Source organism: Bradyrhizobium cajani (assembly GCF_009759665.1).
Lineage (GTDB): Bacteria > Pseudomonadota > Alphaproteobacteria > Rhizobiales > Xanthobacteraceae > Bradyrhizobium > Bradyrhizobium cajani.
This window is the reverse complement of record NZ_WQNE01000037.1, coordinates 32378-56148: the sequence shown is the minus strand read 5'-3', so window position 1 is coordinate 56148 and position 23771 is coordinate 32378. Positions and strand designations below refer to the sequence as shown.

Below are 23771 nucleotides of genomic sequence, written 5' to 3'. Positions count from 1 at the left end.
GAACCTCGAGATTCCGGATGCGATGCTATCGCATCGCTCCGGAATGACGACAATCAACAACCGGCAAGCGTTGACGCTACCTAGATCGTCAGTATACTGTCAATCAACAAAACGAACGGGAGCCGCGCCATGGAAGCCGTGACCAGGACACCGGAACGCGAAGCGTTCTACAAGAAGATCGACGGCGAAAATCTCACCGCGCTGTGGACGGTGATGAGCGATTTGATCACGCCGGAGCCGAAGAGCGCCTGCCGGCCGCATCTGTGGAAGTTCGACGTCATCCGCGACTACATGCGTGAAGCCGGCAAGCTGATCACCGCCAAGGAAGCCGAGCGGCGCGTGCTGGTGCTGGAGAATCCGGGGCTGCGCGGGCAATCCAAGATCACGACCTCGCTCTATGCCGGCGTACAGATGGTGGTGCCGGGCGACGTCGCGCCGGCGCACCGGCACAGCCAGTCCGCGCTGCGCTTCGTGCTCGAAGGCAAGGGCGCGCACACCGCCGTCGACGGCGAGCGCACCGCGATGGAGCGAGGGGATTTCATCATCACGCCGTCGATGACCTGGCACGATCATTCCAACGAGACCAATGAGCCGATGTTCTGGCTCGACGGTCTCGACATCCCGCTGGTGCAGTTCTTCGACTGCTCCTTCGCGGAAGGCTCCAAGGAGGACCAGCAGAAGATCACAAAGCCTGCCGGCGACAGCTTTGCGCGCTACGGCCACAATCTGCTGCCGGTCGACGTCAAGCGAAGCTCGAAGACCTCGCCGATCTTCAGCTATCCCTACGCCTACACCCGCGAGGCGCTGGAAAAGGCTCGCACGAGCCAGGAGTGGGACGCCTGCCACGGGTTGAAGCTGAAGTTCAGCAATCCCGAGACCGGCGATTTTGCGATGCCGACCATCGGCACCTTCATCCAGCTGCTGCCCAAAGGCTTCAAGACCGCGCGCTACCGCGCGACGGATGCGACGGTGTTCTGCCCGATCGAAGGCCATGGCCGCAGCCGCATTGGCGATGCCGTTTTCGAATGGGGTCCGCGCGATCTGTTCGTGGTGCCGAGCTGGCACTGGGTCACGCACGAGGCCGACGACGACGCCGTGCTGTTCAGCTTCTCGGATCGGCCGGTGCAGCAGAAGCTCGACCTGTTCCGGGAAGATCGCGGGAACGCGTGAGGCGCCGGAAACTCCCTCCGCATCGTCATTGCGAGCACAGCGAAGCAATCCAGACTGCCACCGCGGAGGGATTCTGGATTGCTTCGCTGCGCTCGCAATGACGGAGCAAGCCTCACCGCCAGTGCAACAGCCGCATCTCCAGCCAGCCGATCACCTTCCCCACCGCAAGCCCGAACACCGACAGGATCACTACGCCCGCGAGCAGTTGATCGGTCTGCATCAGATTGCCGGCCTGGAGCACGAAGGCGCCGATGCCGTATTGCGCGCCGATCATCTCGGCGCTGACGACGAGCAGCAGCGCGACGGAGGCGGTGATGCGGAAGCCGGCGAGGATCGCGGGCAGCGCGCCCGGCCAGATCACCTTGCGCACGATGGTGGCGAAGGGAACGTTGAAGCTCTGCGCCATGCGGATCAGGTTGCGCGGCACCGCATCGACGCCGCTATAGACCGAGATCGCGGTCGAGAAGAAGACGCCGAGCGCAATGGTCGCGATCTTCGGCTCTTCGCCGATGCCGAGCCAGAGGATCAGCAGCGGCAGCAAGGCGATCTTCGGAATCGGGAACAGCGCCGAGATGAAGGTGATGCCGACGCTGCGCGCCAGCCGCGACAGGCCGATGGCAAAGCCGACGGCCACTCCGGCCGCCGTTCCCAGCAGCCAGCCGACGCCAATGCGCAGCAGCGACGCCGAGAGGTGCTGCCAGAGCGCACCCGAGATCGCGAGCTGATAGATCGCGCGCGCGATCGCCGACGGTGCCGGCAGGAATAGCGGATTGACGAGGCCGACGCTGCCGGCGGCCTGCCAGATCGCGATCACGAGCGCGAGCGCGATCCAGCCGCCGAACCGGCTCGAGGCAGGCACGAAGCCGGCGCCGCGGAAGCGGACGCGACGCGTCGTGGCGTCCTTCGCGGCTGACTCCGTCGTCGCGCGATCAAGCATGCTGGACCTCGCGCTCGGCGTCGATCGCCTCGTTGCGGATCAGCGACCAGATCTGGTTCTGGAGCGCCAGCAGCTTCTCACGCGCCGCCGCTTCACCGCGCGCGGCGCGCGTCATCGGCACGGTCACGACCTCGCGAATGCGGCCGGGCCGGCGCGACAGCACCACGATGCGGTCGGCGAGCCGCGCCGCCTCTTCGAGATTGTGCGTGACATAGACCGCGCCCATGCCGCCATCGGCGAGCAGACGGACGAAATCCTCCATCAGCAATTCGCGGGTCTGCGAATCCAGCGCGGACAGCGGCTCGTCCATCAGCAGGATCGCAGGCTTGACCGCAAGCGCGCGCGAAATGCCGACGCGCTGGCGCATGCCGCCGGAGAGCTGCTTTGGATAGGTCTGGCGAAAATCGGTCAGGCCGGTGCGGCGCAGGGCATCGTCGACCAGCGCGCGGCGCTGCACGGCCGAGAGCTGGGTGTGCAGCAGCGGGAATTCGACGTTCTCCTCCACCGTGGCCCAGGGCAGCAGCGCGAAGTCCTGGAACACGAAGGTCAGCGGATTGAGACTGTCCGCCGGCGGCGCGCCGCGCAGCTCGGGCGCGCCCGAGTTCGGCTGCAACAGCCCGCCAAGGATAGACAGCAGCGTGCTCTTGCCACAGCCGGACGGCCCCACGATCGCCACCACCTCGCCGGCACCCACGGTGAACGAGACGTCGTCGAGCACGGCGAGGTCGCCGAAGCGGTGGCTGATGTGGTTGGCGATCAGGTCCATTGTCTTCTCGTCACTCTCCTCCTCGGTCGTTCCGGGATGGTCCGAAGGACCAGACCCGGAACCTCGAGATTCCGGGTTCTCGCTTCGCGAGCCCCGGAATGACGGGTGATGTTCAATCCGCCTTCACATAGTCCTTCGCGATGATCGCGTTCGCGTCAAAGCCCTTGTCGGCGAAGCCCTGCTCCTGGAGCCATTTGATCTGGTTGTCGACGTTCTTCACGTCCAGTTTGCCGTCGGGGTCGATATAGGCGCAGTTGCCGACCACCTGCTCGACCGGCAGGTTGGTGTATTTTGCGATGATCTCCAGCAGCGGCTTCGTCTTGTCGTTGATCGGCGCGACGCCGTCCTTCATCGCGGCGAGAATGGTGTCGTGATATTCGCGATCCGCCTTCGCCAGCGCGCCGAGCAGCTTGGTGACCAGCGCCTTGTTGGTCAGCGTCTTCGGCGAGGCGAACACCGCCCCCAGCTGCCAGGGCGTCTCGTCGCCGACCCAGCCCAGGAATTTCGCGCCGCCCTCGTCCATCAGCTTGCGCGCGGTCGAGATCGGCAGCAGCGCCGCATCGACGGTCTCGCCCTTCAGGGCGGCGGCGGCATTCGACAGCGATTGCAGCGGCACGATCTTCACCTCGGAGAGCTTGAAGCCGTATTTGTCGGCGAGCAGGCCGAGCGAATAGTGAAAGCTTGATCCGACCTGCGTCATCGCCACGCGCTTGCCCGCGAGATCCTTCGGCGTCTTCAGGCCGGCGGCATAGGCATTGTTGCTGGCGAAATAGCCGATCAGGGGATAGCCGGCCTTCTCGCGGCTCATGCCGCCGATCACCTTCAGCGTGCCCTTGCCGGCGAGATTGTAGAGGCCGGCGGTGAAGGCGGTGATGCCGAAATCGACGTCGCCCGAGGTTGTGGCAACCGCAATCGGCTGCGCCGCATCGAAGAATTTCAGCTCGACCTCCAAGCCGGCCTCGCGGAAATAGCCCTTGTCCTGCGCGATGAACACCGGCGCGGAGGAGGACAGGCGGAGCACGCCGATCTTGGCCTTCAGCGCATCCTCGGCCCGCGCCGTTCCCATCGCCATGATCGCCAAAAGGCTGGCTACCGCGAGCCGTGCAATCCCGATCATCCCGTGTTCTCCCTCGTCGTTCTCTTGCAGTGCGTTACAGGCCCTCGGGCACGGGCTGGTCCCGCCCGATGAAGGCGCCCTGTTGTTTCAACGTTTCCTGCAATTTTTCAACGGGGATGTCACGCGGGATTCGATTGCCCGAGAGCGCCAGCGCCGCGGCGGAACCGGCCGCCTCGCCCATCACAAAACAGGCACCGGAGACCCGCGCCGCCGATTGGCCCTCATGGGTCATCGAGGCGCAGCGACCGGCGACCAGCAGATTGTCGACGCCTTCCGGCACCAGCATCCGGTAGGGCAGCTCGTTATAGCCGCGCGATTCCGGGATCGGCGGAAACGTGAAGACGACGTCGCCGGGAACATGGGCCTCGATCGGCCAGCCATTGACGCCGATGGAATCCTCGAAGGAGGCGCAGCCGAGCACGTCCTCGCCGCTGAGCTGGTAGCCGCCCCTGATGCGTCGGGTCTCGCGGATGCCGAGCTGCGGCGGCAGATCGACGATGTAGGACTTTTCGAAGCCCGGCACGGCACTACGCAGAAACTCGTACGCGGCGAGCGCCTGCTTGCGGCCCTCGATCTCGCCTCGGGTGAGGTCATCGGGCTCGACGCCGTTGATGGCATGGCCGTCCTCGCGCGCGACCTGCGTGAAATTCACCCGCCATTCGATGCCGGACTTTTGCGGCCGCACGATCGCGCTTTTCCGCGGGAATTTGTGCGTTCCGGCCGCGGTCGCCTTTTCCATCAATTGCGGGATGGTCCGCCAGGCATCGCCGGCCTTCTCCGGATCGATGCCGTTGAGGCGCAGCATCATCGAGGGGTACATCGGATGACCGTGTTCGTCACCGATCTCGAACGGCGCGCCGGCCCAGACCGCGAGATCGCCGTCGCCGGAGCAGTCGATGAAGATCTCCGAGCGCACCGCCTGCCGGCCGGCCTTGGTCTCGACCATCAGCGCGTCAATGCGGCTGTTATCGCCCATCACGACGCCGGCGCCGAGGGCGTGGAAGAGGATGTGCACCTTGTGGCTTGCAAGCAGTTCGTCGGCCGCGATCTTGTAGGCCGCGGTGTCGTAGGCCTGGGCGAACACCTTGCCGAGGATCAGATGCGGCGCGTTGAGGCCGTTGAGCCGGTCGATCCGCGCCAGCAGCTCCGACGCCATGCCCTGCACCAGCCGGTGCGCCTTGCCAAAGACATTGCCATGCAGGCCGCAGAAATTGGTGACGCCGGCGGCCGTGCCCATGCCGCCGAGAAAGCCGTAGCGTTCGATCAGGAGTGTCTTCCGCCCGGCGCGCGCGGCCGAGGCAGCAGCGACAATGCCGGCCGGGCCGCCACCGAGGACCACGACTTCATATTCGCCGTAGAGCGGCACTTTGCGCGCAGGTTCTTCGATCGTCATGGCCCGCATGGCGCGTCCCTTCCCAAAATCCTTTGCTTGGGGGCGACTATGAATTAACGCGTGTCCAGCTACAATCTACCAGAATATGCGATCAGCTTTCTCGAATCGCGAAAGGTCGACATGGACATCCTGGTGAACCTGCAGGCCTTCCTCGCCACCGCCGACGCGGCCGGTTTCTCCGCCGCCGCGCGAAAGCTCGGCGTCTCGACCTCGGTCGTCGCTAAGCGCGTCACGCAGCTGGAAGCGCGGATCGGCGCGCCGCTGTTTCACCGCTCGACCCGGCAATTGCGGCTCACGGAAGCCGGCCAGCGCTACGTGCATCGCGCCCGCGGCGTCGTCGCTGACGCCACCGACCTGCTCTCGCGCATGGGCGAGAAAGGCCACGACCTCGTCGATCACCTCCGCATCAAGGCGCCGACCTCACTGACGGTGGCGCGGCTCGCCGACGCCTTCAGCGCGTTCCAGACCCAGAACCCGCGGCTCAAGCTCGAGATCGTGATGATCGATCGCCCGGTCGATCCGGTGACCGAGGGTTTCGACATCGCGATCGGCGCCTTCCCGCATTCCTTCGGCGGCGTGGTCGACGAGCCGCTGTGCCCGCTGAAGCGGCTGCTCTGCGCATCGCCGGCTTACTTGAAGAAGCACGGCACACCAAAGCATCCGCGCGACCTCGTCGAGCATCGCTGCCTCAGCTTTCTGCCGACCGGCCCCGAATGGATCTTTGACGGCCCGCGCGGCCGCATCAGCATCCAGGTCAGCCCGCTGCTCTCCTCCAACGAGGGACATGTGCTGGCGCGCAGCGCCATCGCCGGCAACGGCATCGCGCTGATGTCGCATTATCTCGTCGCCGATGCCTTGCGTGACGGCACGCTCAAGCCGGTGCTGCGCGACTTTCCGATTCCCGAGCTGTGGGTGAAGGCCGCCATCCCCGAGCGCCGGCGCAATGCGGCTGCGGTGCAGGCGCTGCTCGCTTTGCTGAAAACGTCATTCGCGCCGTCGCTGTAGGCCTGGCGGCGCGCCGTAGCCCGCATGAGCGAAGCGACATCCGGGACCGCTCGCGGCATTCCCGGATGTCGCTTCGCTCATCCGGGCTACACGCTGCATACGGCGCGGTTGCTCCCGAGAGACAAACCTGAGAGAAGGCCCGCCATGGATTCGACATTTGTAAAACACGCCCTACTCGTCTTTATCGCTCTTGCGCTGTCGGCGCCCCCCGCCGCGACCCTGGAGCAGAACTGCCGCTTCATCCAGGCCAAGGCCGAGCGAGAAGGCTGCTATAAGCGCCAGGAGGAAGAGCTTGCCGCGAAGCGCAAGCCCGCGCCTGTGACCGACGAGAGCAGGGCGCTCGAAACGCAGCGCCAGATGCGACAGGACGATGATGCCGTCTATCGCAGCATCAACAACATCTGCCGCGGCTGCTGAGCGGCTGACGCTCAGCCTTTGCTGCCTCCCCAATTCGCCGACCGCTTCTCGGCGAACGAGGCCAGCCCTTCCGCCGCCTCCGCGCTCTGGCGCTTGACCGAATGCAGGTGCACGAGCCGCGTGTACGCCGCATCGTCCACCGCCATGCCGCCGAACGAGCTCTCCAGCGCCAGACGCTTGGTTTCGGCCATTGCCTCCGGCCCGTTGGCGAGCAGCTGCTCGACCACCTTGCTGCCTGCGGCTTCGAGCTCGGCGAGCGGCACGACGTCATGGACGAGACCGATGCGGCGGGCGTCCTCGGCGCCGAAGCGTTCGCCGGTCAGCGCGTAGCGGCGGACCTGCCGCACGCCGATGGCGTCGCAGAGCTGCGGGATGATGATGGCCGCGGTCAGGCCCCAGCGCACTTCGGTGATCGAGAACAGCGCATTGTCGGCGGCAATCACGACGTCGCAGGCCGCGATCACGCCGGTGCCGCCGCCAAAGCAGCCGCCCTGCACCAGCGCGACCGTCGGGATCGGCAAGGTGTTGAGCCGCTGCACGGCCTCGAAGGTCGCGCGCGATGCGGCCTCGTTCGCGTCAGCCGATTGCGGCCGCACGCCGTTGATCCATTTGAGGTCGGCGCCGGCCTGAAAATGCTTGCCGTTGCCCCTGAGCACGACGACGCGGAGATTGGGCTTCTGGCCGAGATCATCCATGGCCGCGAGCACGCCCGCGATCAGGGCGCCGTCATAGGCATTGTTGACCTCCGGCCGGTTCAACGTGACGGTGGCGACGCCGCGCGCATCGAGGCTCCACAGGACAGGGTTGGCGGTCATCGGCGATCCTCCGGTCATCTTGGTTGCCCCGCACTATGACCGAGGCCGCTCGCCCTGATCCATATCTTTCCGGCGTGGGGCGGCCGCGCCCATCGCATGGCGGCTTGTGTCATGCTGGCTCCGGGCGGCATCAAGGGATCAGGGACGGGACATCACATGCGCATCTGCATTTTTGGCGCGGGCGCCGTCGGCAGCCACATTGCGGTCCGGCTGGCACGCGCCGGCCACGAGGTCAGTTGCGTGATGCGGGGGGCGCATCTGGAGGCGGCTCGCGCCGGCGGCCTCAAGCTGCGCGTCGGCGATTCCGAGGTCAGTGCCAAGGTGAACGCGTCAGGCGATCCGGCGCAACTCGGCCCGCAGGACGTCGTGATCTCGACGCTCAAGGCGACCGCGCTTCCGGGGCTGGTTTCCAGCATCAAGCCGCTGCTCCAGGACGACACCGCGATCGTGTTCGCGCAGAACGGCATTCCCTGGTGGTACGGCATCGGCCTGCCGCCGCGCCACCCCGCCCCGCCCGACATTTCCTTCCTCGATCCGGGCGGACGCCTGCGCGCCTGCATCCCGAAAGAGCGGATCATCGGCGGGGTCGTCTTCTCCTCCAACGAGGTGACCGCGCCGGGCGTGGTGCACAACCTCACGCCCGACCGCAACCGCCTGCTGATCGGCGAATGCGACGACCGCAACTGCGAACGCATCACCAAGCTCCGCGGGATCCTGAATGACGCGCGGCTGGAATCGCCGCCGGTCGCCGAGATCCGCGAGGCGATCTGGTCAAAGCTGCTGACCAACATGTCGCTGTCGGTGCTGTGCCTGCTCACCGGCCAGACCGCGCGCGGCGTGCGCGATGACCCTGCGTTTGCCGAGGTCATTCCGCGCATGCTGAACGAGGCCAACGACATCGCCCAGCACTTCATCCCCGAGGTCAAGCGCGTGACGCGCAGCGGCCCCGCCCCCAACCACAAGCCGTCGCTGCTCCAGGATTACGAGCTCGGCCGCGCCATGGAGATCGACGTGCTGGTGAAGGCGCCCGCCGCCTTCGCGCGCGCAGCCGGCCTGTCGACGCCGACGCTCGACCTGATCGCCGCGCTCGCGATCCAGAAGGCGCGCGACAAGGGGCTTTATTCGGCATGAACTTCAGGCAAGACCGTCGATCCAGGCCGCCAGCGTGTCGAACACTTCTGTCAGCGCCTCGTCGTTGCTGCGGCCGGATTTTTTCAGCACCGCGAAGGAGTGGTCGCCGCCTTCGATCTCATGCAGCATTGCCTTCGGCCCGAGCGCCTCGATGACCGGCTTGAGCGTGCCGAGATCGGCAAGCCCATCGCGCGTCCCTTGCAGGAACAGCATGGGAATCGCGATGCCGGCAAGGTGCTCGGCGCGCTCCGCCGATGGCTTCTTGGCGGCATGCAGGGGAAAGCCGAGGAAGGCGAGCCCTTTCACGCCCGGCAACGGCGCCTTGGATTGCGCCTGCGAGGTCATGCGCCCGCCAAACGATTTTCCGCCGGCGACGAGCTTCAATCCGGGGCACAGCCGCGCCGCCTCCTCGACCGCCGCGCGGATGGCGGCGTGCGCGACCGCCGGCTGGTCGGGACGCCCCAGCTTCTTTTCCATATAGGGAAAATTGAAGCGGAACGTCGCGATGCCACGGTCCGCGAGACCTTCCGCTACCTTGTTCATGAACGAGTGCCGCATATCGGCGCCGGCGCCGTGCGCAAGCACGTAACAGGCGCGCGCGTTGGCCGGTTGCGTCAGGATCGCCGAGACCGTGCCGATACGCGCGATGTCGAGCTTGAGCTCTGTCGTCTTGTCAATCATGACGAAACCTCGGTCTACGCCTGCGGGCGCGGGCCGCTCGCCGGCCAGAGATAGTTCAGGACCTGATTGAGCGTCATCATGACCTCGCGGCGTCCGGCCTCGTTCTTCACAGAACCGAATTTCTCCTCAAGCGCAAGCTTGGCAAAGCCGTGAACGGTCGACCAGGCCGCCGCAGCCGCTGTCTTCGCCCCTTTCGGCGTGCCGCCGACCAGTTCGGCGACGACAATCTCGAACGCGTGGCCGGCGGCTCTGCTCGCCTGCCTGAGACGTGCGTCGTCGGCAACGAGGCGCTTGTTGGCAAACATCATCTGGAAACGGCCGGGATGTCTCAGCGCAAAATCGACATAGGCGAGGCCTTGTGCATGGAGCTTTTCGCGCGCGCCCGGCTTTCCGGACGCGGCCTCCCGCAAGGCGCCGGCGAGCGCGTCGTAACCGCGGATCGCCACCTCGGTCAAAAGGCCCTGTGCGTTACCGAAATGGTGCGATGGCGCGGCTGGCGAGACGCCGGCGCGGCGCGCGGCTTCGCGCAGCGTGAAACCTTCAGCGCCCTGCTCGGCGAGAATGGCTTCACTCGCGGCGATCAGCGCCTCCTGCAATTCTCCGTGATGATAACCGGGCTCCGGCCCTGGCCGCGTGACCCCGGTGCTGCGCTTCGCGGAAGAGACCCGTTTTTTCATGTAACTTGACACTGTTCAGATTGCGCCGTATCTATCTTAACACTGTTCAGATAGATCGGCCGGAGTTCGAAATGACCGAAATTCAGGATATCACCGTGGCGAGCCCGGTAAAGCGTCGTCATCTGGTCGGGGGCGTAGCTCTGGGCATGCTCGCAGGCGCTGTCGGCGGCCTCGCCGGCGGCGTGGCACTCGGCCAGGGCGCGACGCTGCCTCAACAGAAGCCCAGCGGCAAGCGCCGATTCGAGGGCAAGGTCGTCATCGTGACTGGCGGCACCTCCGGCATCGGCCGGGCAGCGACGCTCATGTTCGCGGCCGAGGGCGGCCGGGTCGCCTTCTGCGGTCGCAACGCCGATCGTGGCAAGCAGGTCGAGAACGAGGTTCGTGCGGCGGGAGGCGAGGCAATCTTCGTCCGTGCCGACGTCCGCAACGAGACCGAGGTGAAAGCACTGGTCGACAACACCATCGAACGCTACGGCCAGCTCGACGTCGCCTTCAACAATGCCGGCATCTCGATCGAAAGGCCTCTGCACGAGTACAGCGCGGCCGAATTCGACGACGTGATCAGCACGGATCTGCGCGGCGTGTTCCTGTCGATGAAGTACGAAATCCCGCACATGCTGGAGAAAGGCGGCTCGATCGTCGTGACCTCGTCGTCGAATGCCATCGCCACCACGGCCAAACGCTCGGCCTATTCGGCAGCCAAGCGCGGGCTGGTCGGCCTGGTCCAGGCCGCGGCACTCGACTATGCAAGGCACGGCATCCGCATCAACACCTTGGTACCCGGCACCACGGACACACCGATGATTCGCCGCCTCGCCGGCATGGAGGGTCTCCCGGACGCCGCCTGGCATGTCGGCATCGCGCAATGGGCGAAATCCAACGTTCCGGGGTTGCAGCGCGTGGCGACGCCCGAGGAGATCGCCGCCTTTGCGCTCGTGCTGGCGTCCGACGATCATCCCTACACGACCGGCGGCCAGTTCGTGATCGACGGCGGCAAGACCGCTCATGGCGGCTAGATCGGATGCAGCCTGAAAACACAATTCAATGCGATCTCGATTGACGTATCACGGGCGTCGGGCTTGCGCTCGCGCCGGTCGCTGTGGCAGGCCTGACGCGGTGGCTCTCTCGCAAGGTGACAATCGAGGTTTCCATGTCCTACCGCTCCTGCTGGATGACCGAAGAGCTCGAAATCTTCCGCGACCAGTTCCGGAAATATCTCGCCAAGGACCTGGCGCCGCATGCCGAGAAATGGCGCGAGCAGAAGATGGTCGACCGCTTCGCCTGGCGCGGGCTCGGCGAGATGGGCGCGCTGCTGGCGAGCGTACCGGAGGAATATGGCGGGCTGGGCGCGACCTTCGCCTATGATGCCGCCGTGCTCGATGACCTCGAAAGCACGGTGCCGGAGCTGACGACCGGCGTCTCCGTGCACAGTGCCATCGTCGCCCACTACATCCTCAATTACGGCTCGGAGGAGCAGAAGAAGCGCTGGTTGCCGAAAATGGCCTCGGGCGAGATGGTCGGCGCCATCGCCATGACCGAGCCCGGCACCGGCTCGGACCTGCAAGCCGTGAAGACCACGGCGAAGAAGCACGGCAATTCCTACGTCATCAACGGCCAGAAGACGTTCATCACCAACGGCCAGGCCGCCGATCTCGTCATCGTGGTCGCGCGCACCGGCGATGCCGGCGCCAAGGGCATCTCGCTGCTCGTGGTCGAGACCGCGGGCGCGGATGGTTACAAGCGCGGGCGCAACCTCGACAAGATCGGCCTGCATGCCTCCGACACCTCCGAGCTGTTCTTCGACAACGTCACGGTTCCGCCGGAAAACCTGCTCGGCAAGGAGGAAGGCCAGGGCTTTGTCCAGCTGATGCAGCAATTGCCGCAGGAGCGCCTCGCGCTCGCGGTCGGCGCCGTCGCCTCGATGGAGCGCGCGGTGAAGCTCACCACCGACTACACCAAGGAGCGGAAAGCGTTCGGCAAGCCGCTGATGGACTTCCAGAACACCGCCTTCACGCTCGCCGAGCGCAAGACCGAGGCGATGATCGCGCGGGTCTTCGTCGACTGGTGCATCGAGCGCCTGATCGTCAAGGATCTCGACACCGTCACCGCGTCGATGGCGAAATACTGGTGCTCGGACAAGCAGGTCCAGACCGCCGACGAATGCCTCCAGCTGTTCGGCGGCTATGGCTACATGCAGGAATACCCGATCTCGCGCATCTTCATCGATTCCCGCATCCAGAAGATCTATGGCGGCACCAACGAGATCATGAAGCTGTTGATCGCCAGATCGCTTTGATCCGGTCGCTGTAACGCGGCTACTTCATTCGCGGATCGGCGGCGATGAAGTCGATGAAGGTCCGCACCTTCGCGGAAAGATATTTGCGGCTCGGATAGACCGCGAACAGCTTTCCCTCGAGGATGACCTGCTCGGGCATGAGGTGTTCGAGGCGTCCGGCGGCGATGTCCTCGGCAACCAGCCATTTCGGCAGGAAGGCGAGGCCCATGCCTTCCAGCGCGGCCATGTGCAGCAGTGTTTCGTTGCCGCTGCGCAGCACCGGATTGAGCTTGACGGTTTCGGGGCCGTGCTCGCCCTGGAAGGAGAAGCTCTCACCGGGATAAAGCGCGTAGTGCAACAAAGCCTGACCGGCGAGATCGGCGAAGGTCGCCGGGCGGCCGGCGCGTTTGAGGAAGGCGGGCGCGGCAACCAGGTAGAACGGGACGTTGGTGATGGACCGTGCGATCAACGCCTCGTCGGGCGCGCCGGTCGCGCGCAAAGCGAGGTCGAATCCCTCCTCGACCAGGTTGACCAGCCGGCCGCTGAGATCGACGTCGAGGCGCACTTCCGGATAGCGGGCCTGGTAGTCCGCCAGCACGCCGGCGAAGATCGAATTCGCCATCCATACCGGTGCGGTCAGCCGCAACGTGCCACGCGGAACGACGGTCGCCTTGCTGACGGCGGCCTCGACCTCGTCCAGCGAATCGAGCATCTGCCGGGCCTGCTCGAAATAGAGCGTGCCGCTTTCGCTCAGGCTGACGCGCCGGCTGGTCCGGTTCAGCAGCCGCGTGCCCAGCCGCTTCTCGAGCTGCATTACGTGCTTGCTCGCCATGGCGGGCGAGATGCGCAGGCGCTGCGCCGCGGCCGCGAAGCTCTTCAGCTCCGCGACGAGGCAAAACACCCGCATGCTGACCAGAGAATCCATACGATCATCAACACCTGGGAAAGGAACCAATCCCGGAACATATAATGATGAAAGATGGTGAAACCATCAAATGGTGGCAGCAATCAATGATCGGAGCACCACCATGTCCACCACCGCCCTCGAGACTGCCACGCCTGGCCGCGCCCTCCGCGTCGGCCTCTGGATCGCGCAGGTCCTTCTCGCCTTCGTCTTCGTCTCGGCCGGGCTGGTCAAGCTGCTCACGCCCATTCCCCAGCTCGCCACCATGATGCCATTTGCGGGCGAGTATTCCGAAACGTTCGTCCGTTCCGTCGCCCTGGTCGATCTCGCGGGTGGCATCGGCATTCTCCTGCCTTCACTGACCCGGATCCTGCCGCGACTGACGGTGCTGGCCGCGCTGGGCTGTAGCGTGCTCCAGGTCTTCGCATTCGTCTTCCATATCGCGCGCGGCGAAGCCGCGACGACACCGCTCAACCTCGTCCTGCTTGCGCTCGCTGTCTTCGTGCTGTGGGGACGCGAGAGCAGGGCCCCGATTTCACCGCGTCAGTTCTGATCCGAAAGCGGGTACGCCACACGTGACGACACTTTCCAATGGTTTGTCACGCCGGGGATTACTCGCCGGCGCATCGATCCTCACGGCCGGCGGCACCGCCGCAGCCAAGGAGGATCGCCTCGTCGACGGCGTCGTAATCCTGGTCGACAGCAACGAGCCCTATGTCATGGGACACGCGATCAGCTACTCCGCCAATCTTGCAAAGCACTTCGCCGACAAGGGTGCAAAGCTGCTGATCGAGGTCGTCGCCAACGGCAAGGGCATCGAGCTGTTCAGGGCGGACAAGACTCCGCTGGCCGAGCCGCTCGCAACCTTGCGGCAGTCGCTGCCGAACCTGACCTACAGCATGTGCGCGTCCTCGAAACTCATCGCGGAAGCCAAGGAGCAGGTCTCGATTCCGCTGATAGCGGGCGCGAGCCTCGTCCCGTTCGGCATCGGACGCGCGGTCGATCTGCAATTGAAGGGCTGGGCCTATATCCATGCATGACGAGGTGCGCAAACGCGTTCCGGCGCTGTCGCGACGATCGATCCTGATGGCTGCGCCAGCGTTACTTGCTTTTCCGCGCGCAGGCCGGGCGCAGGACGACGCCCCGTCCTGGCCGCCGGTGTTCGAGGCCGGCCGCAGCCAGTTCACGGTGGTGCGGCCTCGCGCGGCGATGCCGCCGCTCCGGCTCCAGGATATCGGCGGCAGCGACGTCGTCGTGACCGCGAAGGCGGGCCGCATCACATTGGTCAATTTCTGGGCGACCTGGTGCGCGGCCTGCCGGCTCGATCTGCCAATGCTCGCTCGCCTTGCGGGCTCGCGGCCGGAGCGGCTCGACATCGTCGCGATCTGCACGGACACCAGGGATCTGCGCAGGATTCGCAACTTTCTCGGCGGCCTCGCCGTGAAAAACCTCGCCTGCTATGTCGATGCTCATGGCGCAGCGGCCGAAGCATCGAGTGTGATGTTCACCCTCGTCGGCATGCCCATCACTTATCTCGTCGGAACGAGCAGTCGCGTCGAGGGCTACATCACGGGCGCGCCCGACTGGCTCTCGCCTGCGGGCGCGCGCCTGCTGCAATTCTATCGCGAGCAAGCCTGAACCAGGCAGGCGCGACCTGCGGAGCTCAGTGACTTCGCCAGTCCCGGGGCCGGCAGCCGAAGCGCTGCTTGAAGCGCCGGGTGAAATGGGAGAGATCGGAAAATCCCCAGTCGAAGGCGATCGTGCCGATCTCGCGGCCACCCAGTGCCGGATCCTTCAGGTCGGCCGCGGCACCGTCGAGGCGACGCCCCATGACATAGTCCGAAAACGTCGTGCCGGAGCGCTCGAACAGCTTGTGCACATAGCGCTCGCTGATGCCAACGGCGCCCGCGACCGCCGCGACCGTCAGCCCCGGCTTGCGGAGCCGCTCGTGAACGGCACGCCGCAATGCGAGCCCGGTCGCGTCCGTAAAATTGACGGACTCCGCTGCGCGAGCCCGGGAGCGCCGCGACAGGCTCAGCGCAACGAGGTCGAGCAGCACGTCGAACAGCCGGACGCTGTCCTCCTCCGTCATCCGCAGCGCGCCGGAATTCAAGGAGCGTGCGGTCTCGACGATGAGGTGGCCGACATGGGGATCGTCGGAAACGCGCTCCGCGCCGAAATCGAACGAATGCGGCAGCCGGTCGCGCAGGGCACGCGACGGTACCCAGAACGAAGCGACCTCCAGCGTCGGACCACGGTCATGCAGCAGCGTGACCTCCCGATCGCTGTCGACGATCCCGACCTGACCGCGCGACAGGCTGACCTCGCGGTCGCCCTGGAGCATACGGCAGCGGCCGGTGAGCTTGAAGTTGAGATAGAAGCAACTCTCGCCCGACGCCGCGATGTCGGCCCGCGACCGATTCACGGTGTGCTCGGGAAACACCACGCGGTTGATCGCGCCGGCGCCCAGCCTGATCGTCTCGACCGTCGCCGGAAAACGGGACATGGTCGCCGATTCCGGCGTCAGGTTCATGAACGCCTGGCAGATGGCCTCGCGGTAATAGGCGAACTGCTCGTCCGGCCGGGTCTCCGCGGTATTCCAGATCACATGCCGCGGCCGGCCTGTGGGATTGACCTGCTCCATCAGTTCGCTCCGAGACCAATCCGGTTCAGCGCGGGACAAGCGCGCGGCTCCCGATCGGTTCAATATGCCTGCAATCAAGACCGGCTTGCAGCCGGCCAGAACCCGGCAAGGCCATTGCCGCACCGATCTAACCAATCTTCCAAGGGAGCCACAATATGTCGACCTACGTCCTCGTCCACGGCGCCTGGCACACCGGAGCCGAGCTCGAACCCGTTGCCGCGCCCATTCGTGCGGCCGGCCATCAGGTCCATACGCCGACCATCAAGGGCAATCGCCCGGGCGATGCCAAGACGACGGGATTGAAGCAGGCGATCCTGTCGATCGCCGACTATCTCGCCGAGAACAATCTTAAGGACGTGATCCTGCTTGGCCATTCCTATGGCGGCATGGTCATCACCGGCGTCGCGGACCTCGTGCCCGAACGCATCCGCCGCCTGGTCTACTGGAACGCCTTCGTGCCCAACAATGGCGAGTCGCTCAACGACATGGTGCCCCCGCACTACATCGGCCTGTTCGACATGATCGCGGCCGAACGCGGCGACGGCTCCGTGGTGCTGCCATTCCCGATCTGGCGCGAGGCCTTCATCAACGATGCCGACCTGGAGACGGCGCAGCGCGCCTACGACGTGCTCAATCCGCATCCGCTCGCGACCTTCAGCGACAAGATCGCGCTCAAGGCCAACCCGGCCGAGATGCCGCTGGCAAAGTCCTACATCAACTGCACCGAGGACACCGCGCTGCCGCACAGCTATTCCTGGCATCCGCGGCTGTCGGAGAAGCTCGGCCTGTTCCGCCTGGTGCAGGTGCCGGGAAGCCACGAACTGTGCTTCTCCGATCCGGCACGCCTCGCCAGGGCCATCATGGAGGCGGGACGCGACTGAGCCCGTGACGGCGCTCACCATCCGTGAGCGCCGGTCACTTCGGATGCCACCAGCGGCCGCCGATGACGACGCCCTCCGAGACGATCTTGCGATCGCCGATCAGGTGCTCGCCGACGGCGTCTTCATAATCGAACTGGCCCGCCCTCACCGAGATCAGCGTGGCGTCGCCGACGCTGCCCGGCTTGAGGCTGCCGAGTTCGGGGCGCCGCAGCGCCATTGCCGCATTCACCGTCGAGGCCGCAATCACATCCGACAGTTCCATGCCCATGCACAGGAATTTCGACATGGTCGTGACCTGGTCGTAGGCCGGACCGTCGATGCACAGCATGTGGATGTCGGACGAGATCGTGTCCGGATAGAAGCCATTGGCGAGCATGGCGCGCGCGGTCTTGAACGCGAACGAGCCCTTGCCGTGGCCGATGTCGAACAGCACGCCGCGCTCGCGGGCGTCCAGCACCGCCTTCTTCACCGTGCCCTGCGCAGTCGCCGGCGTGTTGGGGAAGGGACGGAACGCATGGGTGAGCACGTCGCCGGGACGCAGGCGCGCCAGCACCTCCTCGTAGCTCGGCGGCGGATGGTCGATATGCGCCATCAGGGGCATGCCGACCTCGTCGGCAACCTGGAGCGCGATGTCGAGCGGCACTGTCCCCGACGTGCCCGAGGAGTGCAGGCCGACGCGCACCTTGATGCCGACGATGAGGTCGCGGTTGGCATCGGCCACCTTGGCCGCCTCGATCGGATTCATCAGCCGCAACTCCTCGCTCTCGCCGACCATGATCCGGTGCGAGAAGCCGAAGATGCCTGCATGCGAAACGTGCAGATAGGCGAGGATGCGGACCTGGCTCGGCTCGATCACATGCTTGCGGAAGCCGGCAAAGTTACCGGGGCCCGCGCTGCCGGTGTCGATGGCGGTGGTGACGCCGGAGAGGCGGCAGAATTCCTCGGCATCGATGCCGAGCGAGGTGCCGCCCCAATAGACGTGGGTGTGGAGATCGATCAGCCCCGGCGTCACGATGAGCTGCGGGACGTCGCGCACGTCGGTGCCCGGATCCGCCTTCAGGGCGCTGCCGATCGCCGCTACCTTGCCGCCCGCAAAGGCCACATCGGTCACGGCATCGAGCTTCTGGGACGGGTCGATCACCCGCCCCCCGCGCAGGATCAAGTCGAAAGGCATCATTGTCTCCGGGATTGGCAGGGCATGGCGGGTGCGGGCCGAGCCGCTTCCTGCCGCGATCAAATTGCCTATAGCAAATCTTGCACCAACCAGGCAAAGCGCGGGGATGATCGAGACCGGAGCCCGTCGCTCACCGGTCAACCGTGCCTGCGCCACTCGCTGAAATCATCTTCGACGAACGCAGCAGCGGCCTTTGCGGCGACATGGAGCCAAGCATCGTCACGCTTTCTCAGGTCTGCGACGATCCTCTCCGACGTGCCCTGGGCGGCATGAATGGCGCCGATGTCGAAGCCCATGACGTTGAGCAGATCGAGCTCCAGCCTCATGTTCGCGTGATCTCCAAGATTGATCTTGCGGGAGTCGGGCGCGAGGCGCCGGATCACGAACCGGCCTTGACGCTCGAGCGCGAGGTGCGGATCGGGGGCTCGATACCGACCTTTTGCGAGATCGAGAAAGCGCAGCTTGCCCTGCTGGTCATGCGCCCAATCCCAGGCCGACGGCACCAGCGCCTTGGCCTCCCTGACGACCTTGCCACCGCGCCATTCGGCGATGGCGAGGAAACGCGGACGGCCCAAGCTGCCGACACCTGCCACGCGCATCGCGAAGTGACCAAACGAGGCCTCAGGCGGCAATTTCTTGCGGAGCACTGCGGCAACGGGAGATGGTGGCTTGGCTCGCGGATATTTCTTCACCTCATCCCAGAACTCGCGGCGCTCGTCATCGGTGCATGTCACGTAAACGCGCATCCAGCTCGCCTGCTCATCGAGGAGCGAGGGCTGCGGCCGCATCAGACCCTTCTTGTAACCGTCGAGAATCGCCTTTGCGGCGTCGCCATTGCCGACGTGGGTCATGGCCCTCGCCTTCTTCTTCCTGGCCTTTGGCGCGAGCCGGGCGCTCGTTGCAAGGCGCACGAGATCGAAGGGATAGGCAATGGTTGCGGCTTCATCGAAATCGTTGACGCCCCAGACGAGGCGCCCCTCCGCGTCGCGCCAGGTTCCGAAATTTTCGATATGGGTGTCGCCCACCGACGGCACGCGCGGTGCGTCCTTCAACTCCGGACAGAGCGCTTCGATGCACCTGGCCCAGCGGAAGAAGGTTGCACGAAGGAAGACGAACGGGTCGTCTTTCATCTTTTCGTGCTTCTCGTCGAGGTCGTGTTCGACGACCTTGCACTGGGAGCGCAGCCAGCGCTCGAAATCTCTATTGTCGTCCAGAAAGGGACCCGGCCCGTTCCGGTCGCTTCCGCTCGGCTTTTGCTTGGTCACGGCCAAAATGTCCTGAAAGAATGATGATGAGGGCGGCCCCGCAGAAATGATCGCGGCAAGCTGCTTCGCTATGAACAGGGCTGCCAGATATTCAACCAAAGAGCGAGTACGATAGTCCTTTCGCTACTCTTCTGCTAGCCGGCTGCCGCGCCATTGCCACCCGCGGGGCGCAGCGAGCGAACGATGCTGAAGCCGAAGCTGCGAAGCGGGAAAAGGTGCGTGGGGCAGGGCCGAGGGTCCGGCGAGCGATACGCTAAGTATCTGAGATAATGGCGATCCCGGGAAGACTCGAACTTCCGACCTACGGTTTAGGAAACCGTCGCTCTATCCGGCTGAGCTACGGGACCGCGGAACCCGCCGGCCGGCGGGTTCGGCCCCTCATAGCAGAGCAGCATAGGGTTCGCCAGCCGCAAGGCGGATCATCGTCAACCCCGAACAAGGCGGCTGTACAATCGCTTCCAGACCCCTCTCGGCGGAGCAGCTCACATGATCGAAAGCATCAGCGCCATCACCCTCGGCACGCATGACATGGGGCGTGCCGTGCATTTCTACCGCTCGCTGGGGTTTGAGCTCCTTTATGGCGGCGAAGCCGCGGCATTCACCAGCTTTCGTGCCGGCACCGGCTATCTCAACTTGACGGCACAGCCGGACGACAAGCGCTGGTCCTGGTGGGGCCGCGTCATCTTCTACGTCGCCGATGTCGACGAAACCTATGAGCGCGCATGCGCCGCCGGGTGGCATCCGTCGACGACACCGCGCGATGCGGAATGGGGCGAGCGCTATTTCCATCTCACCGACCCGGACGGCCATGAGCTCAGTTTCGCGCGGCCGTTGTCCTGACGCATAAGTCGCGGTCGCTGACGTTCCCCAAGGTGCAGGTAGCGCTGTCTCAGGCGCTGTGGCAAGCTCGGCGCGGTTTCCTCAAGCGAGAATGGCATCTGGGTTCTAACCAGGGAGGACGGCCATGGTGACCTATGTCGTGCTGGGAAATTTCACTGATCAGGGAGTCCGCAACGTCAAGGACTCGCCGAAGCGGGCCGAGGCCTTCAAGGAGATGGCCAAATCGTTCGGCGTGACCGTGAAAGAGATCGTCTGGACGCAGGGACGATATGACGTTGTGACCGTTCTCGAAGCTCCGGATGAGGTTGCCGCAATGTCGCTCGGCCTCAGTGTCAGCGCACTCGGCAATATCCGCTCCGAAACGCTGCGCGCGTTCTCGGCAGCGGATATGACTAATATCGTCAGCAAGATGCTCTGACGCTCAAGCCCGCGCGAGTGCACTGGACCTGGGATGGTGTCCCGGGAAGAGACCTCATGCCCTGATATTATTGTCCTTCACCACCTTGCCCCAATAGGCGACCTGCTTGTCGAAGAAGGTCTTGAAGGCGGGACCATCCTGGAGCAGCAGTGTCATCTGTTGCGTCTCCTTGAGCTGGGCGGCGGTCGCGGGCTCGCTCAGGATCTCCCTGGACGCCGTCGCCATGGCCGAGACGACATCAGGCGGCGTGCCCGTGGGCGCGAAGATGCCCCACCAGGCCAGCGTCTCGAAATCCGGAAATCCCGCCTCGATCGCGGTCGGCGTATCCGGCAGCCCGGGCAGCCGTTCGCGGCCGAGCTGCAGGATCGGCCGCAACATATTGGTGCCGAGCTGGGCTGAGACCAGCGCCGCCGACCCCGCGATCAGATCGACATGGCCGCCGAGCACATCGTTCATGGCCGGACCGCCGCCGCGGTAGGGTACGTGCATGATCTCGACACCGGCCTTGGTGCCGAGCACGGTCATGGCGAGATGGCCGAGCGTGCCGATGCCGACGGAGGCGTATTTCACCGCGCCGGGGGTCGCCTTGCAGGCAGCCACCACGTCGGCGAAGCTCTTGTAGGGACGGCCGGCGCCCGCCGCGATGACGTAAGGCGCGGTGCCGATCAGCAGAACCGGCATCAGCTCGCGCTCGACGTCGACCGGCGGCTTGTCGAGGATGGACGGGATCACGGCGTGGGAATCGAAGGTGACCAAGAACGACGAGCCGTCCGCCGGGCTTTTTGCGACTTGCGCCGCTCCGAGGGCGCCGGCGGCGCCCGACTTGTTCTCCACCACGACGATGCGGCCAAGCTTGGTTTGCAGATGGCTCTGGAGCAGTCGCGCCATCGCATCGGTCGAGCCGCCCGGCGGGAACGGCACCACCAGCGTGATTTTCGAAGCCTGGGCCACCGCCGGTGCCATCGCGAGGATGGCGGGCGCGGCCAGCAGCATGCGTCGTGTGATCGTCATGATTCCCTCCCTTTTTATCTTGCGCCTGGCTTTTGCTCTTTGGCGCTAGCGCATGATCCGGAAAAGTGTGCAGCGGTTTTCCGAAAAGATCATGCTCAAGAAAATATCCCAAAGCGCGAAGCGCTTTAGGTCGTCCCGAAGCCCGACCCCGCTTTTCTGTATTCTGGCCGAGGCGGGCTGAAGATGTCCAGCACGCGGGCACCGTCGGGGCCGGCGCGCATGGTGTGCGGCACGTTGCCGGGCGTACGCCAGAAATCGCCCTTCTTCACCGGGATTTCCTCGTCGCCCTGGACGCGGATGGCGGAGCCGTCGAGCAGCACGCCCCACTGCTCCTCGGGGTGATGATGCAGCGTGCCCTGCGCATGCGGCGCCAGCGTCACCACCGACAGCATCGCCTGCTCGCCGGAGAAGATGCGCGTGGTCACGCCGGCGGCGAGCTCGCGGAACAGGCCGTCATCGGGATTATCGACGTTGTGGAATTCGTCCTTCTGGCTCACGCTACTCTCCCTTGCGTTTCTGTGATCAGGACTTTCCATACGAGCCCTGGTAACGCCCTTCGCGGATCGCCTTCATGGTCTCCTCCTCGCGCGCGACCTGGGCGCGCACGGCGTCCAGCAGCGCCGCGGCGCCCGCGGCCGGGAACGACACCACCCCGTCCTCGTCGCCGACGACGATGTCGCCGGGCGAGATCACGCTGCCGCCGATCGTCACGGGCACGTTGATCTCGCCGGGGCCGTTCTTGTAGGGGCCGCGATGGATCACGGCGCGGGCATAGCAGGGGAAGTCGTCAGCGGCGAAGGCCGCGACGTCGCGGATCGCGCCGTCGATGACGTAGCCTTCGGCTTTGCGCCACTGCGCGATGTTCTTCATGATCTCGCCGACCAGCGCCCGCGTCTCGTCGCCGCCGCCATCGACCACGATGACGTCGCCGGGACCGACCAGCTCGAGCGCGCGGTGGATGGCGAGATTGTCGCCGGGACGCGTGCGCACCGTGAAGGCCGTGCCCACCAGCTTGCCGCCGCGATGATAGGGCTTCAGCCCCACCGCGCCCGGCAGCCGGGCGAGATTGTCTGAGATGACCGAGGTCGGTGCACCGCGAAAGCCCTCGATGATGTCGGCGGGCGGCTTCGGCACGCTGTTCGCGGCGATGGTGATCGTCATGTCCTAAAATCCTTCCGTGATCTTTCTTACTCGGCGTGCGCCCGCCGCGTCAGCGCTCCGCGCCGCAGCCCGGAATATCGAACAGCGCGGCGAGCCCGCATTTCGAGGTCAGCATCTTGTCGCCGTCATGGCCGACGCCAGGGATGTCCCAAACCCTATGATTGGGCGTGCCCTGGTCGCGCTTGGCCATCGTGTCCGCATAGGCGTGGCCGCGGGCGTAACGCGTGGGGCCTTGCGCCTTCGCCATGCAGCTCTTGTCGAGCGCGTGGTGCTCCGGATTGGTGTCGAGCGTGCCGAGCAGATAGATCACCTCGCGCTCGACATAACGCTGCTCGAGCGCGGCCGGCGTTGCGTCCGCAAGATAGGGCGGGCGCTCGTCCATGCCATATTTCCAATTGTTGTAGCCAGGGCAGGATGCGGCCATGGCGGGCACCGGCCGCTCGGCGCTGAAATAAGCGTAGGACGAGGGATTGGCGACGACATAGCGGATCTCGATGTGCTGGCGCGACAGCCGCGCCTCGCCCTTGCCGGCGACGGCGTAGCGCTGCGCGACCTGGCCGCCGCCGGAATGGCCGGCGACCACGACCTGCTTCAGGTTCGGAAAGATCCGCCGGTCGGAGAGTTTTGCCAGGATCGCATCGAGCGCCTCGAACGAGGAGACCGGATTGGGCGCCAGCGCGGCGTCACCGCCCTCCCAGCCCTCCAGCGACCAGCGCAGCATATCGGCCGGCAGCTTGTGCGCGTCGACATCGATCTCCGCCAGGAACTGCGGCACGATCATGAGCGCGTGCTTGCCGTCGTCGCCCGCTGCGAGCTGCGCGGTGTTGGCCGACAGATAATATTCGTCGGCATTGCGCAGCCGCCCATGCAGCACGATGATCGCGCGCGAGATCGCCGGCAGCGGCATCGACCAGTCGCTGGAGAGATAGAGCGGCAGAATTCCCCGGCCGCCGACCGACAGCCGCGCATCGGCGACGGCCCTCACCGGCTTGCGGTTGGGTGCAATTTCGTCCGCCGCCCAGGCACGGCCACAAGTCAGCACCAACGCGATTGCGACGAGACGGGCCAGCGTTCTCATGACGGGACATT

General features: G+C 65.4%; 27 protein-coding genes and 1 tRNA gene. 12 read left to right on the top strand and 16 right to left on the bottom strand.

Annotated features, from left to right (window positions below; genetic code table 11):
- The first annotated feature begins 129 nt into the window (after positions 1-129).
- Entirely contained in the window at positions 130-1170 is a 1041-nt protein-coding gene (gene gtdA, locus GPL20_RS32225) for a gentisate 1,2-dioxygenase (RefSeq protein WP_157335416.1), read from the top strand.
- Between the two features lie 112 nt (positions 1171-1282).
- Here gtdA and GPL20_RS32220 read toward each other — a convergent pair whose 3' ends face one another.
- The 4 genes from GPL20_RS32220 to GPL20_RS32205 form a co-directional block, all read right to left on the bottom strand.
- Positions 1283-2107 (bottom strand): ABC transporter permease, encoded by an 825-nt coding sequence (locus GPL20_RS32220; RefSeq protein ID WP_157335414.1) that lies wholly within the window; start codon positions 2105-2107, stop codon positions 1283-1285.
- Positions 2100-2873 (bottom strand): ABC transporter ATP-binding protein, encoded by a 774-nt coding sequence (locus tag GPL20_RS32215; protein ID WP_157335412.1) that lies wholly within the window; start codon positions 2871-2873, stop codon positions 2100-2102. The genes GPL20_RS32220 and GPL20_RS32215 overlap by 8 nt, the downstream gene beginning before the upstream one ends.
- A gap of 112 nt (positions 2874-2985) precedes the next feature.
- On the bottom strand, positions 2986-3990 hold the full coding sequence (locus tag GPL20_RS32210) for an ABC transporter substrate-binding protein (RefSeq protein WP_157335410.1): 1005 nt from the start codon (positions 3988-3990) through the stop codon (positions 2986-2988).
- A gap of 34 nt (positions 3991-4024) precedes the next feature.
- Positions 4025-5392 (bottom strand): FAD-dependent oxidoreductase, encoded by a 1368-nt coding sequence (locus GPL20_RS32205; RefSeq protein ID WP_157335408.1) that lies wholly within the window; start codon positions 5390-5392, stop codon positions 4025-4027.
- 111 nt (positions 5393-5503) lie between these two features.
- On the opposite strand from GPL20_RS32205, the gene GPL20_RS32200 reads away from it, so the two are divergent.
- Positions 5504-6388 carry a LysR family transcriptional regulator gene (locus tag GPL20_RS32200; protein ID WP_157335477.1) on the top strand — a complete coding sequence of 295 codons (885 nt, stop codon included), beginning with the start codon at positions 5504-5506 and terminating at the stop codon, positions 6386-6388.
- Positions 6389-6412: 24 nt separating this feature from the next.
- Positions 6413-6805, top strand: a complete 393-nt coding sequence (locus tag GPL20_RS32195) for a hypothetical protein (RefSeq protein WP_246251122.1) — start codon at positions 6413-6415, stop codon at positions 6803-6805.
- An 11-nt stretch (positions 6806-6816) separates the two neighbouring features.
- Here the strand turns inward: GPL20_RS32195 and GPL20_RS32190 are convergent, their stop codons facing one another.
- A complete protein-coding gene (locus tag GPL20_RS32190; RefSeq protein ID WP_157335406.1) occupies positions 6817-7620 on the bottom strand; it encodes an enoyl-CoA hydratase-related protein in 804 nt (267 codons plus the stop codon).
- Positions 7621-7776: 156 nt separating this feature from the next.
- Between GPL20_RS32190 and GPL20_RS32185 the strand changes: the two genes are divergently transcribed.
- The gene (locus tag GPL20_RS32185; RefSeq protein WP_157335473.1) at positions 7777-8751 is read left to right on the top strand and encodes a ketopantoate reductase family protein; all 975 of its coding nucleotides are present in this window, start codon (positions 7777-7779) and stop codon (positions 8749-8751) included.
- 3 nt (positions 8752-8754) lie between these two features.
- On the opposite strand, the gene GPL20_RS32180 is transcribed toward GPL20_RS32185, so the two are convergent.
- Both GPL20_RS32180 and GPL20_RS32175 read right to left on the bottom strand, forming a co-directional pair.
- Positions 8755-9432: an alpha/beta hydrolase family protein gene (locus tag GPL20_RS32180; protein WP_157335404.1), complete on the bottom strand. Its 678-nt coding sequence runs from the start codon at positions 9430-9432 to the stop codon at positions 8755-8757.
- Positions 9433-9446: 14 nt separating this feature from the next.
- The gene (locus GPL20_RS32175) at positions 9447-10109 is read right to left on the bottom strand and encodes a TetR/AcrR family transcriptional regulator (RefSeq protein WP_157335402.1); all 663 of its coding nucleotides are present in this window, start codon (positions 10107-10109) and stop codon (positions 9447-9449) included.
- Positions 10110-10180: 71 nt separating this feature from the next.
- Between GPL20_RS32175 and GPL20_RS32170 the strand changes: the two genes are divergently transcribed.
- Complete coding sequence (locus tag GPL20_RS32170; RefSeq protein WP_157335400.1) at positions 10181-11125, top strand: SDR family NAD(P)-dependent oxidoreductase; 945 nt, start codon at positions 10181-10183, stop codon at positions 11123-11125.
- Between the two features lie 134 nt (positions 11126-11259).
- A complete protein-coding gene (locus tag GPL20_RS32165) occupies positions 11260-12405 on the top strand; it encodes an acyl-CoA dehydrogenase family protein (protein ID WP_157335398.1) in 1146 nt (381 codons plus the stop codon).
- Positions 12406-12424: 19 nt separating this feature from the next.
- Here GPL20_RS32165 and GPL20_RS32160 read toward each other — a convergent pair whose 3' ends face one another.
- Positions 12425-13309 carry a LysR family transcriptional regulator gene (locus tag GPL20_RS32160; protein ID WP_157335396.1) on the bottom strand — a complete coding sequence of 295 codons (885 nt, stop codon included), beginning with the start codon at positions 13307-13309 and terminating at the stop codon, positions 12425-12427.
- 103 nt (positions 13310-13412) lie between these two features.
- Between GPL20_RS32160 and GPL20_RS32155 the strand changes: the two genes are divergently transcribed.
- The 3 genes from GPL20_RS32155 to GPL20_RS32145 are packed head-to-tail and all read left to right on the top strand — an operon-like array spanning position 13413 to position 14926.
- Complete coding sequence (locus tag GPL20_RS32155) at positions 13413-13841, top strand: DoxX family protein (protein ID WP_157335387.1); 429 nt, start codon at positions 13413-13415, stop codon at positions 13839-13841.
- 22 nt (positions 13842-13863) lie between these two features.
- Positions 13864-14328 carry a DsrE family protein gene (locus GPL20_RS32150; RefSeq protein ID WP_254125454.1) on the top strand — a complete coding sequence of 155 codons (465 nt, stop codon included), beginning with the start codon at positions 13864-13866 and terminating at the stop codon, positions 14326-14328.
- Entirely contained in the window at positions 14321-14926 is a 606-nt protein-coding gene (locus GPL20_RS32145; protein WP_157335384.1) for a TlpA disulfide reductase family protein, read from the top strand. Before GPL20_RS32150 ends, GPL20_RS32145 begins: the two co-directional genes overlap by 8 nt.
- A 25-nt stretch (positions 14927-14951) precedes the next feature.
- Here GPL20_RS32145 and GPL20_RS32140 read toward each other — a convergent pair whose 3' ends face one another.
- Positions 14952-15932: a helix-turn-helix domain-containing protein gene (locus GPL20_RS32140; RefSeq protein WP_157335380.1), complete on the bottom strand. Its 981-nt coding sequence runs from the start codon at positions 15930-15932 to the stop codon at positions 14952-14954.
- Positions 15933-16087: 155 nt separating this feature from the next.
- Here GPL20_RS32140 and GPL20_RS32135 point away from each other — a divergent pair, with 155 nt between their 5' ends.
- A complete protein-coding gene (locus GPL20_RS32135) occupies positions 16088-16813 on the top strand; it encodes an alpha/beta hydrolase (protein WP_157335377.1) in 726 nt (241 codons plus the stop codon).
- Between the two features lie 34 nt (positions 16814-16847).
- Here the strand turns inward: GPL20_RS32135 and GPL20_RS32130 are convergent, their stop codons facing one another.
- The 3 genes from GPL20_RS32130 to GPL20_RS32120 form a co-directional block, all read right to left on the bottom strand.
- Positions 16848-17987, bottom strand: a complete 1140-nt coding sequence (locus GPL20_RS32130; protein WP_157335374.1) for an amidohydrolase/deacetylase family metallohydrolase — start codon at positions 17985-17987, stop codon at positions 16848-16850.
- Positions 17988-18124: 137 nt separating this feature from the next.
- Positions 18125-19252, bottom strand: coding sequence for a DUF2252 family protein (locus GPL20_RS32125; protein ID WP_254125456.1), 1128 nt, complete (start codon positions 19250-19252; stop codon positions 18125-18127).
- A 270-nt stretch (positions 19253-19522) separates the two neighbouring features.
- Positions 19523-19599 (bottom strand) — tRNA-Arg (locus tag GPL20_RS32120).
- 139 nt (positions 19600-19738) lie between these two features.
- Here GPL20_RS32120 and GPL20_RS32115 point away from each other — a divergent pair.
- Complete coding sequence (locus GPL20_RS32115) at positions 19739-20092, top strand: VOC family protein (RefSeq protein ID WP_157335366.1); 354 nt, start codon at positions 19739-19741, stop codon at positions 20090-20092.
- A 124-nt stretch (positions 20093-20216) separates the two neighbouring features.
- Positions 20217-20510, top strand: coding sequence for a GYD domain-containing protein (locus tag GPL20_RS32110; RefSeq protein WP_157335363.1), 294 nt, complete (start codon positions 20217-20219; stop codon positions 20508-20510).
- 54 nt (positions 20511-20564) lie between these two features.
- Here GPL20_RS32110 and GPL20_RS32105 read toward each other — a convergent pair whose 3' ends face one another.
- From GPL20_RS32105 to GPL20_RS32090, 4 genes are all read right to left on the bottom strand, one after another.
- Positions 20565-21521: a tripartite tricarboxylate transporter substrate-binding protein gene (locus GPL20_RS32105; protein WP_157335360.1), complete on the bottom strand. Its 957-nt coding sequence runs from the start codon at positions 21519-21521 to the stop codon at positions 20565-20567.
- Positions 21522-21646: 125 nt separating this feature from the next.
- Entirely contained in the window at positions 21647-22018 is a 372-nt protein-coding gene (locus tag GPL20_RS32100) for a dimethylsulfonioproprionate lyase family protein (RefSeq protein ID WP_254125457.1), read from the bottom strand.
- A 25-nt stretch (positions 22019-22043) separates the two neighbouring features.
- Positions 22044-22682 carry an RraA family protein gene (locus GPL20_RS32095; RefSeq protein ID WP_157335354.1) on the bottom strand — a complete coding sequence of 213 codons (639 nt, stop codon included), beginning with the start codon at positions 22680-22682 and terminating at the stop codon, positions 22044-22046.
- A gap of 49 nt (positions 22683-22731) precedes the next feature.
- Positions 22732-23760, bottom strand: a complete 1029-nt coding sequence (locus tag GPL20_RS32090; RefSeq protein WP_157335351.1) for an alpha/beta hydrolase — start codon at positions 23758-23760, stop codon at positions 22732-22734.
- Positions 23761-23771: the final 11 nt, after the last annotated feature.

Coding starts and splice junctions, on each gene's coding strand:
- GPL20_RS32095 (WP_157335354.1), bottom strand. CDS start 22,682: ATGACGATCACCATCGCCGCGAACAGCGTGCCGAAGCCGCCCGCCGAC.
- GPL20_RS32205 (WP_157335408.1), bottom strand. CDS start 5,392: ATGCGGGCCATGACGATCGAAGAACCTGCGCGCAAAGTGCCGCTCTAC.
- gtdA (WP_157335416.1), top strand. CDS start 130: ATGGAAGCCGTGACCAGGACACCGGAACGCGAAGCGTTCTACAAGAAG.
- GPL20_RS32140 (WP_157335380.1), bottom strand. CDS start 15,932: ATGGAGCAGGTCAATCCCACAGGCCGGCCGCGGCATGTGATCTGGAAT.
- GPL20_RS32145 (WP_157335384.1), top strand. CDS start 14,321: ATGCATGACGAGGTGCGCAAACGCGTTCCGGCGCTGTCGCGACGATCG.
- GPL20_RS32160 (WP_157335396.1), bottom strand. CDS start 13,309: ATGGATTCTCTGGTCAGCATGCGGGTGTTTTGCCTCGTCGCGGAGCTG.
- GPL20_RS32180 (WP_157335404.1), bottom strand. CDS start 9,432: ATGATTGACAAGACGACAGAGCTCAAGCTCGACATCGCGCGTATCGGC.
- GPL20_RS32175 (WP_157335402.1), bottom strand. CDS start 10,109: ATGAAAAAACGGGTCTCTTCCGCGAAGCGCAGCACCGGGGTCACGCGG.
- GPL20_RS32210 (WP_157335410.1), bottom strand. CDS start 3,990: ATGATCGGGATTGCACGGCTCGCGGTAGCCAGCCTTTTGGCGATCATG.
- GPL20_RS32170 (WP_157335400.1), top strand. CDS start 10,181: ATGACCGAAATTCAGGATATCACCGTGGCGAGCCCGGTAAAGCGTCGT.
- GPL20_RS32220 (WP_157335414.1), bottom strand. CDS start 2,107: ATGCTTGATCGCGCGACGACGGAGTCAGCCGCGAAGGACGCCACGACG.
- GPL20_RS32165 (WP_157335398.1), top strand. CDS start 11,260: ATGTCCTACCGCTCCTGCTGGATGACCGAAGAGCTCGAAATCTTCCGC.
- GPL20_RS32105 (WP_157335360.1), bottom strand. CDS start 21,521: ATGACGATCACACGACGCATGCTGCTGGCCGCGCCCGCCATCCTCGCG.
- GPL20_RS32155 (WP_157335387.1), top strand. CDS start 13,413: ATGTCCACCACCGCCCTCGAGACTGCCACGCCTGGCCGCGCCCTCCGC.
- GPL20_RS32115 (WP_157335366.1), top strand. CDS start 19,739: ATGATCGAAAGCATCAGCGCCATCACCCTCGGCACGCATGACATGGGG.
- GPL20_RS32185 (WP_157335473.1), top strand. CDS start 7,777: ATGCGCATCTGCATTTTTGGCGCGGGCGCCGTCGGCAGCCACATTGCG.
- GPL20_RS32110 (WP_157335363.1), top strand. CDS start 20,217: ATGGTGACCTATGTCGTGCTGGGAAATTTCACTGATCAGGGAGTCCGC.
- GPL20_RS32135 (WP_157335377.1), top strand. CDS start 16,088: ATGTCGACCTACGTCCTCGTCCACGGCGCCTGGCACACCGGAGCCGAG.
- GPL20_RS32200 (WP_157335477.1), top strand. CDS start 5,504: ATGGACATCCTGGTGAACCTGCAGGCCTTCCTCGCCACCGCCGACGCG.
- GPL20_RS32195 (WP_246251122.1), top strand. CDS start 6,413: ATGAGCGAAGCGACATCCGGGACCGCTCGCGGCATTCCCGGATGTCGC.
- GPL20_RS32190 (WP_157335406.1), bottom strand. CDS start 7,620: ATGACCGCCAACCCTGTCCTGTGGAGCCTCGATGCGCGCGGCGTCGCC.
- GPL20_RS32130 (WP_157335374.1), bottom strand. CDS start 17,987: ATGCCTTTCGACTTGATCCTGCGCGGGGGGCGGGTGATCGACCCGTCC.
- GPL20_RS32215 (WP_157335412.1), bottom strand. CDS start 2,873: ATGGACCTGATCGCCAACCACATCAGCCACCGCTTCGGCGACCTCGCC.
- GPL20_RS32090 (WP_157335351.1), bottom strand. CDS start 23,760: ATGAGAACGCTGGCCCGTCTCGTCGCAATCGCGTTGGTGCTGACTTGT.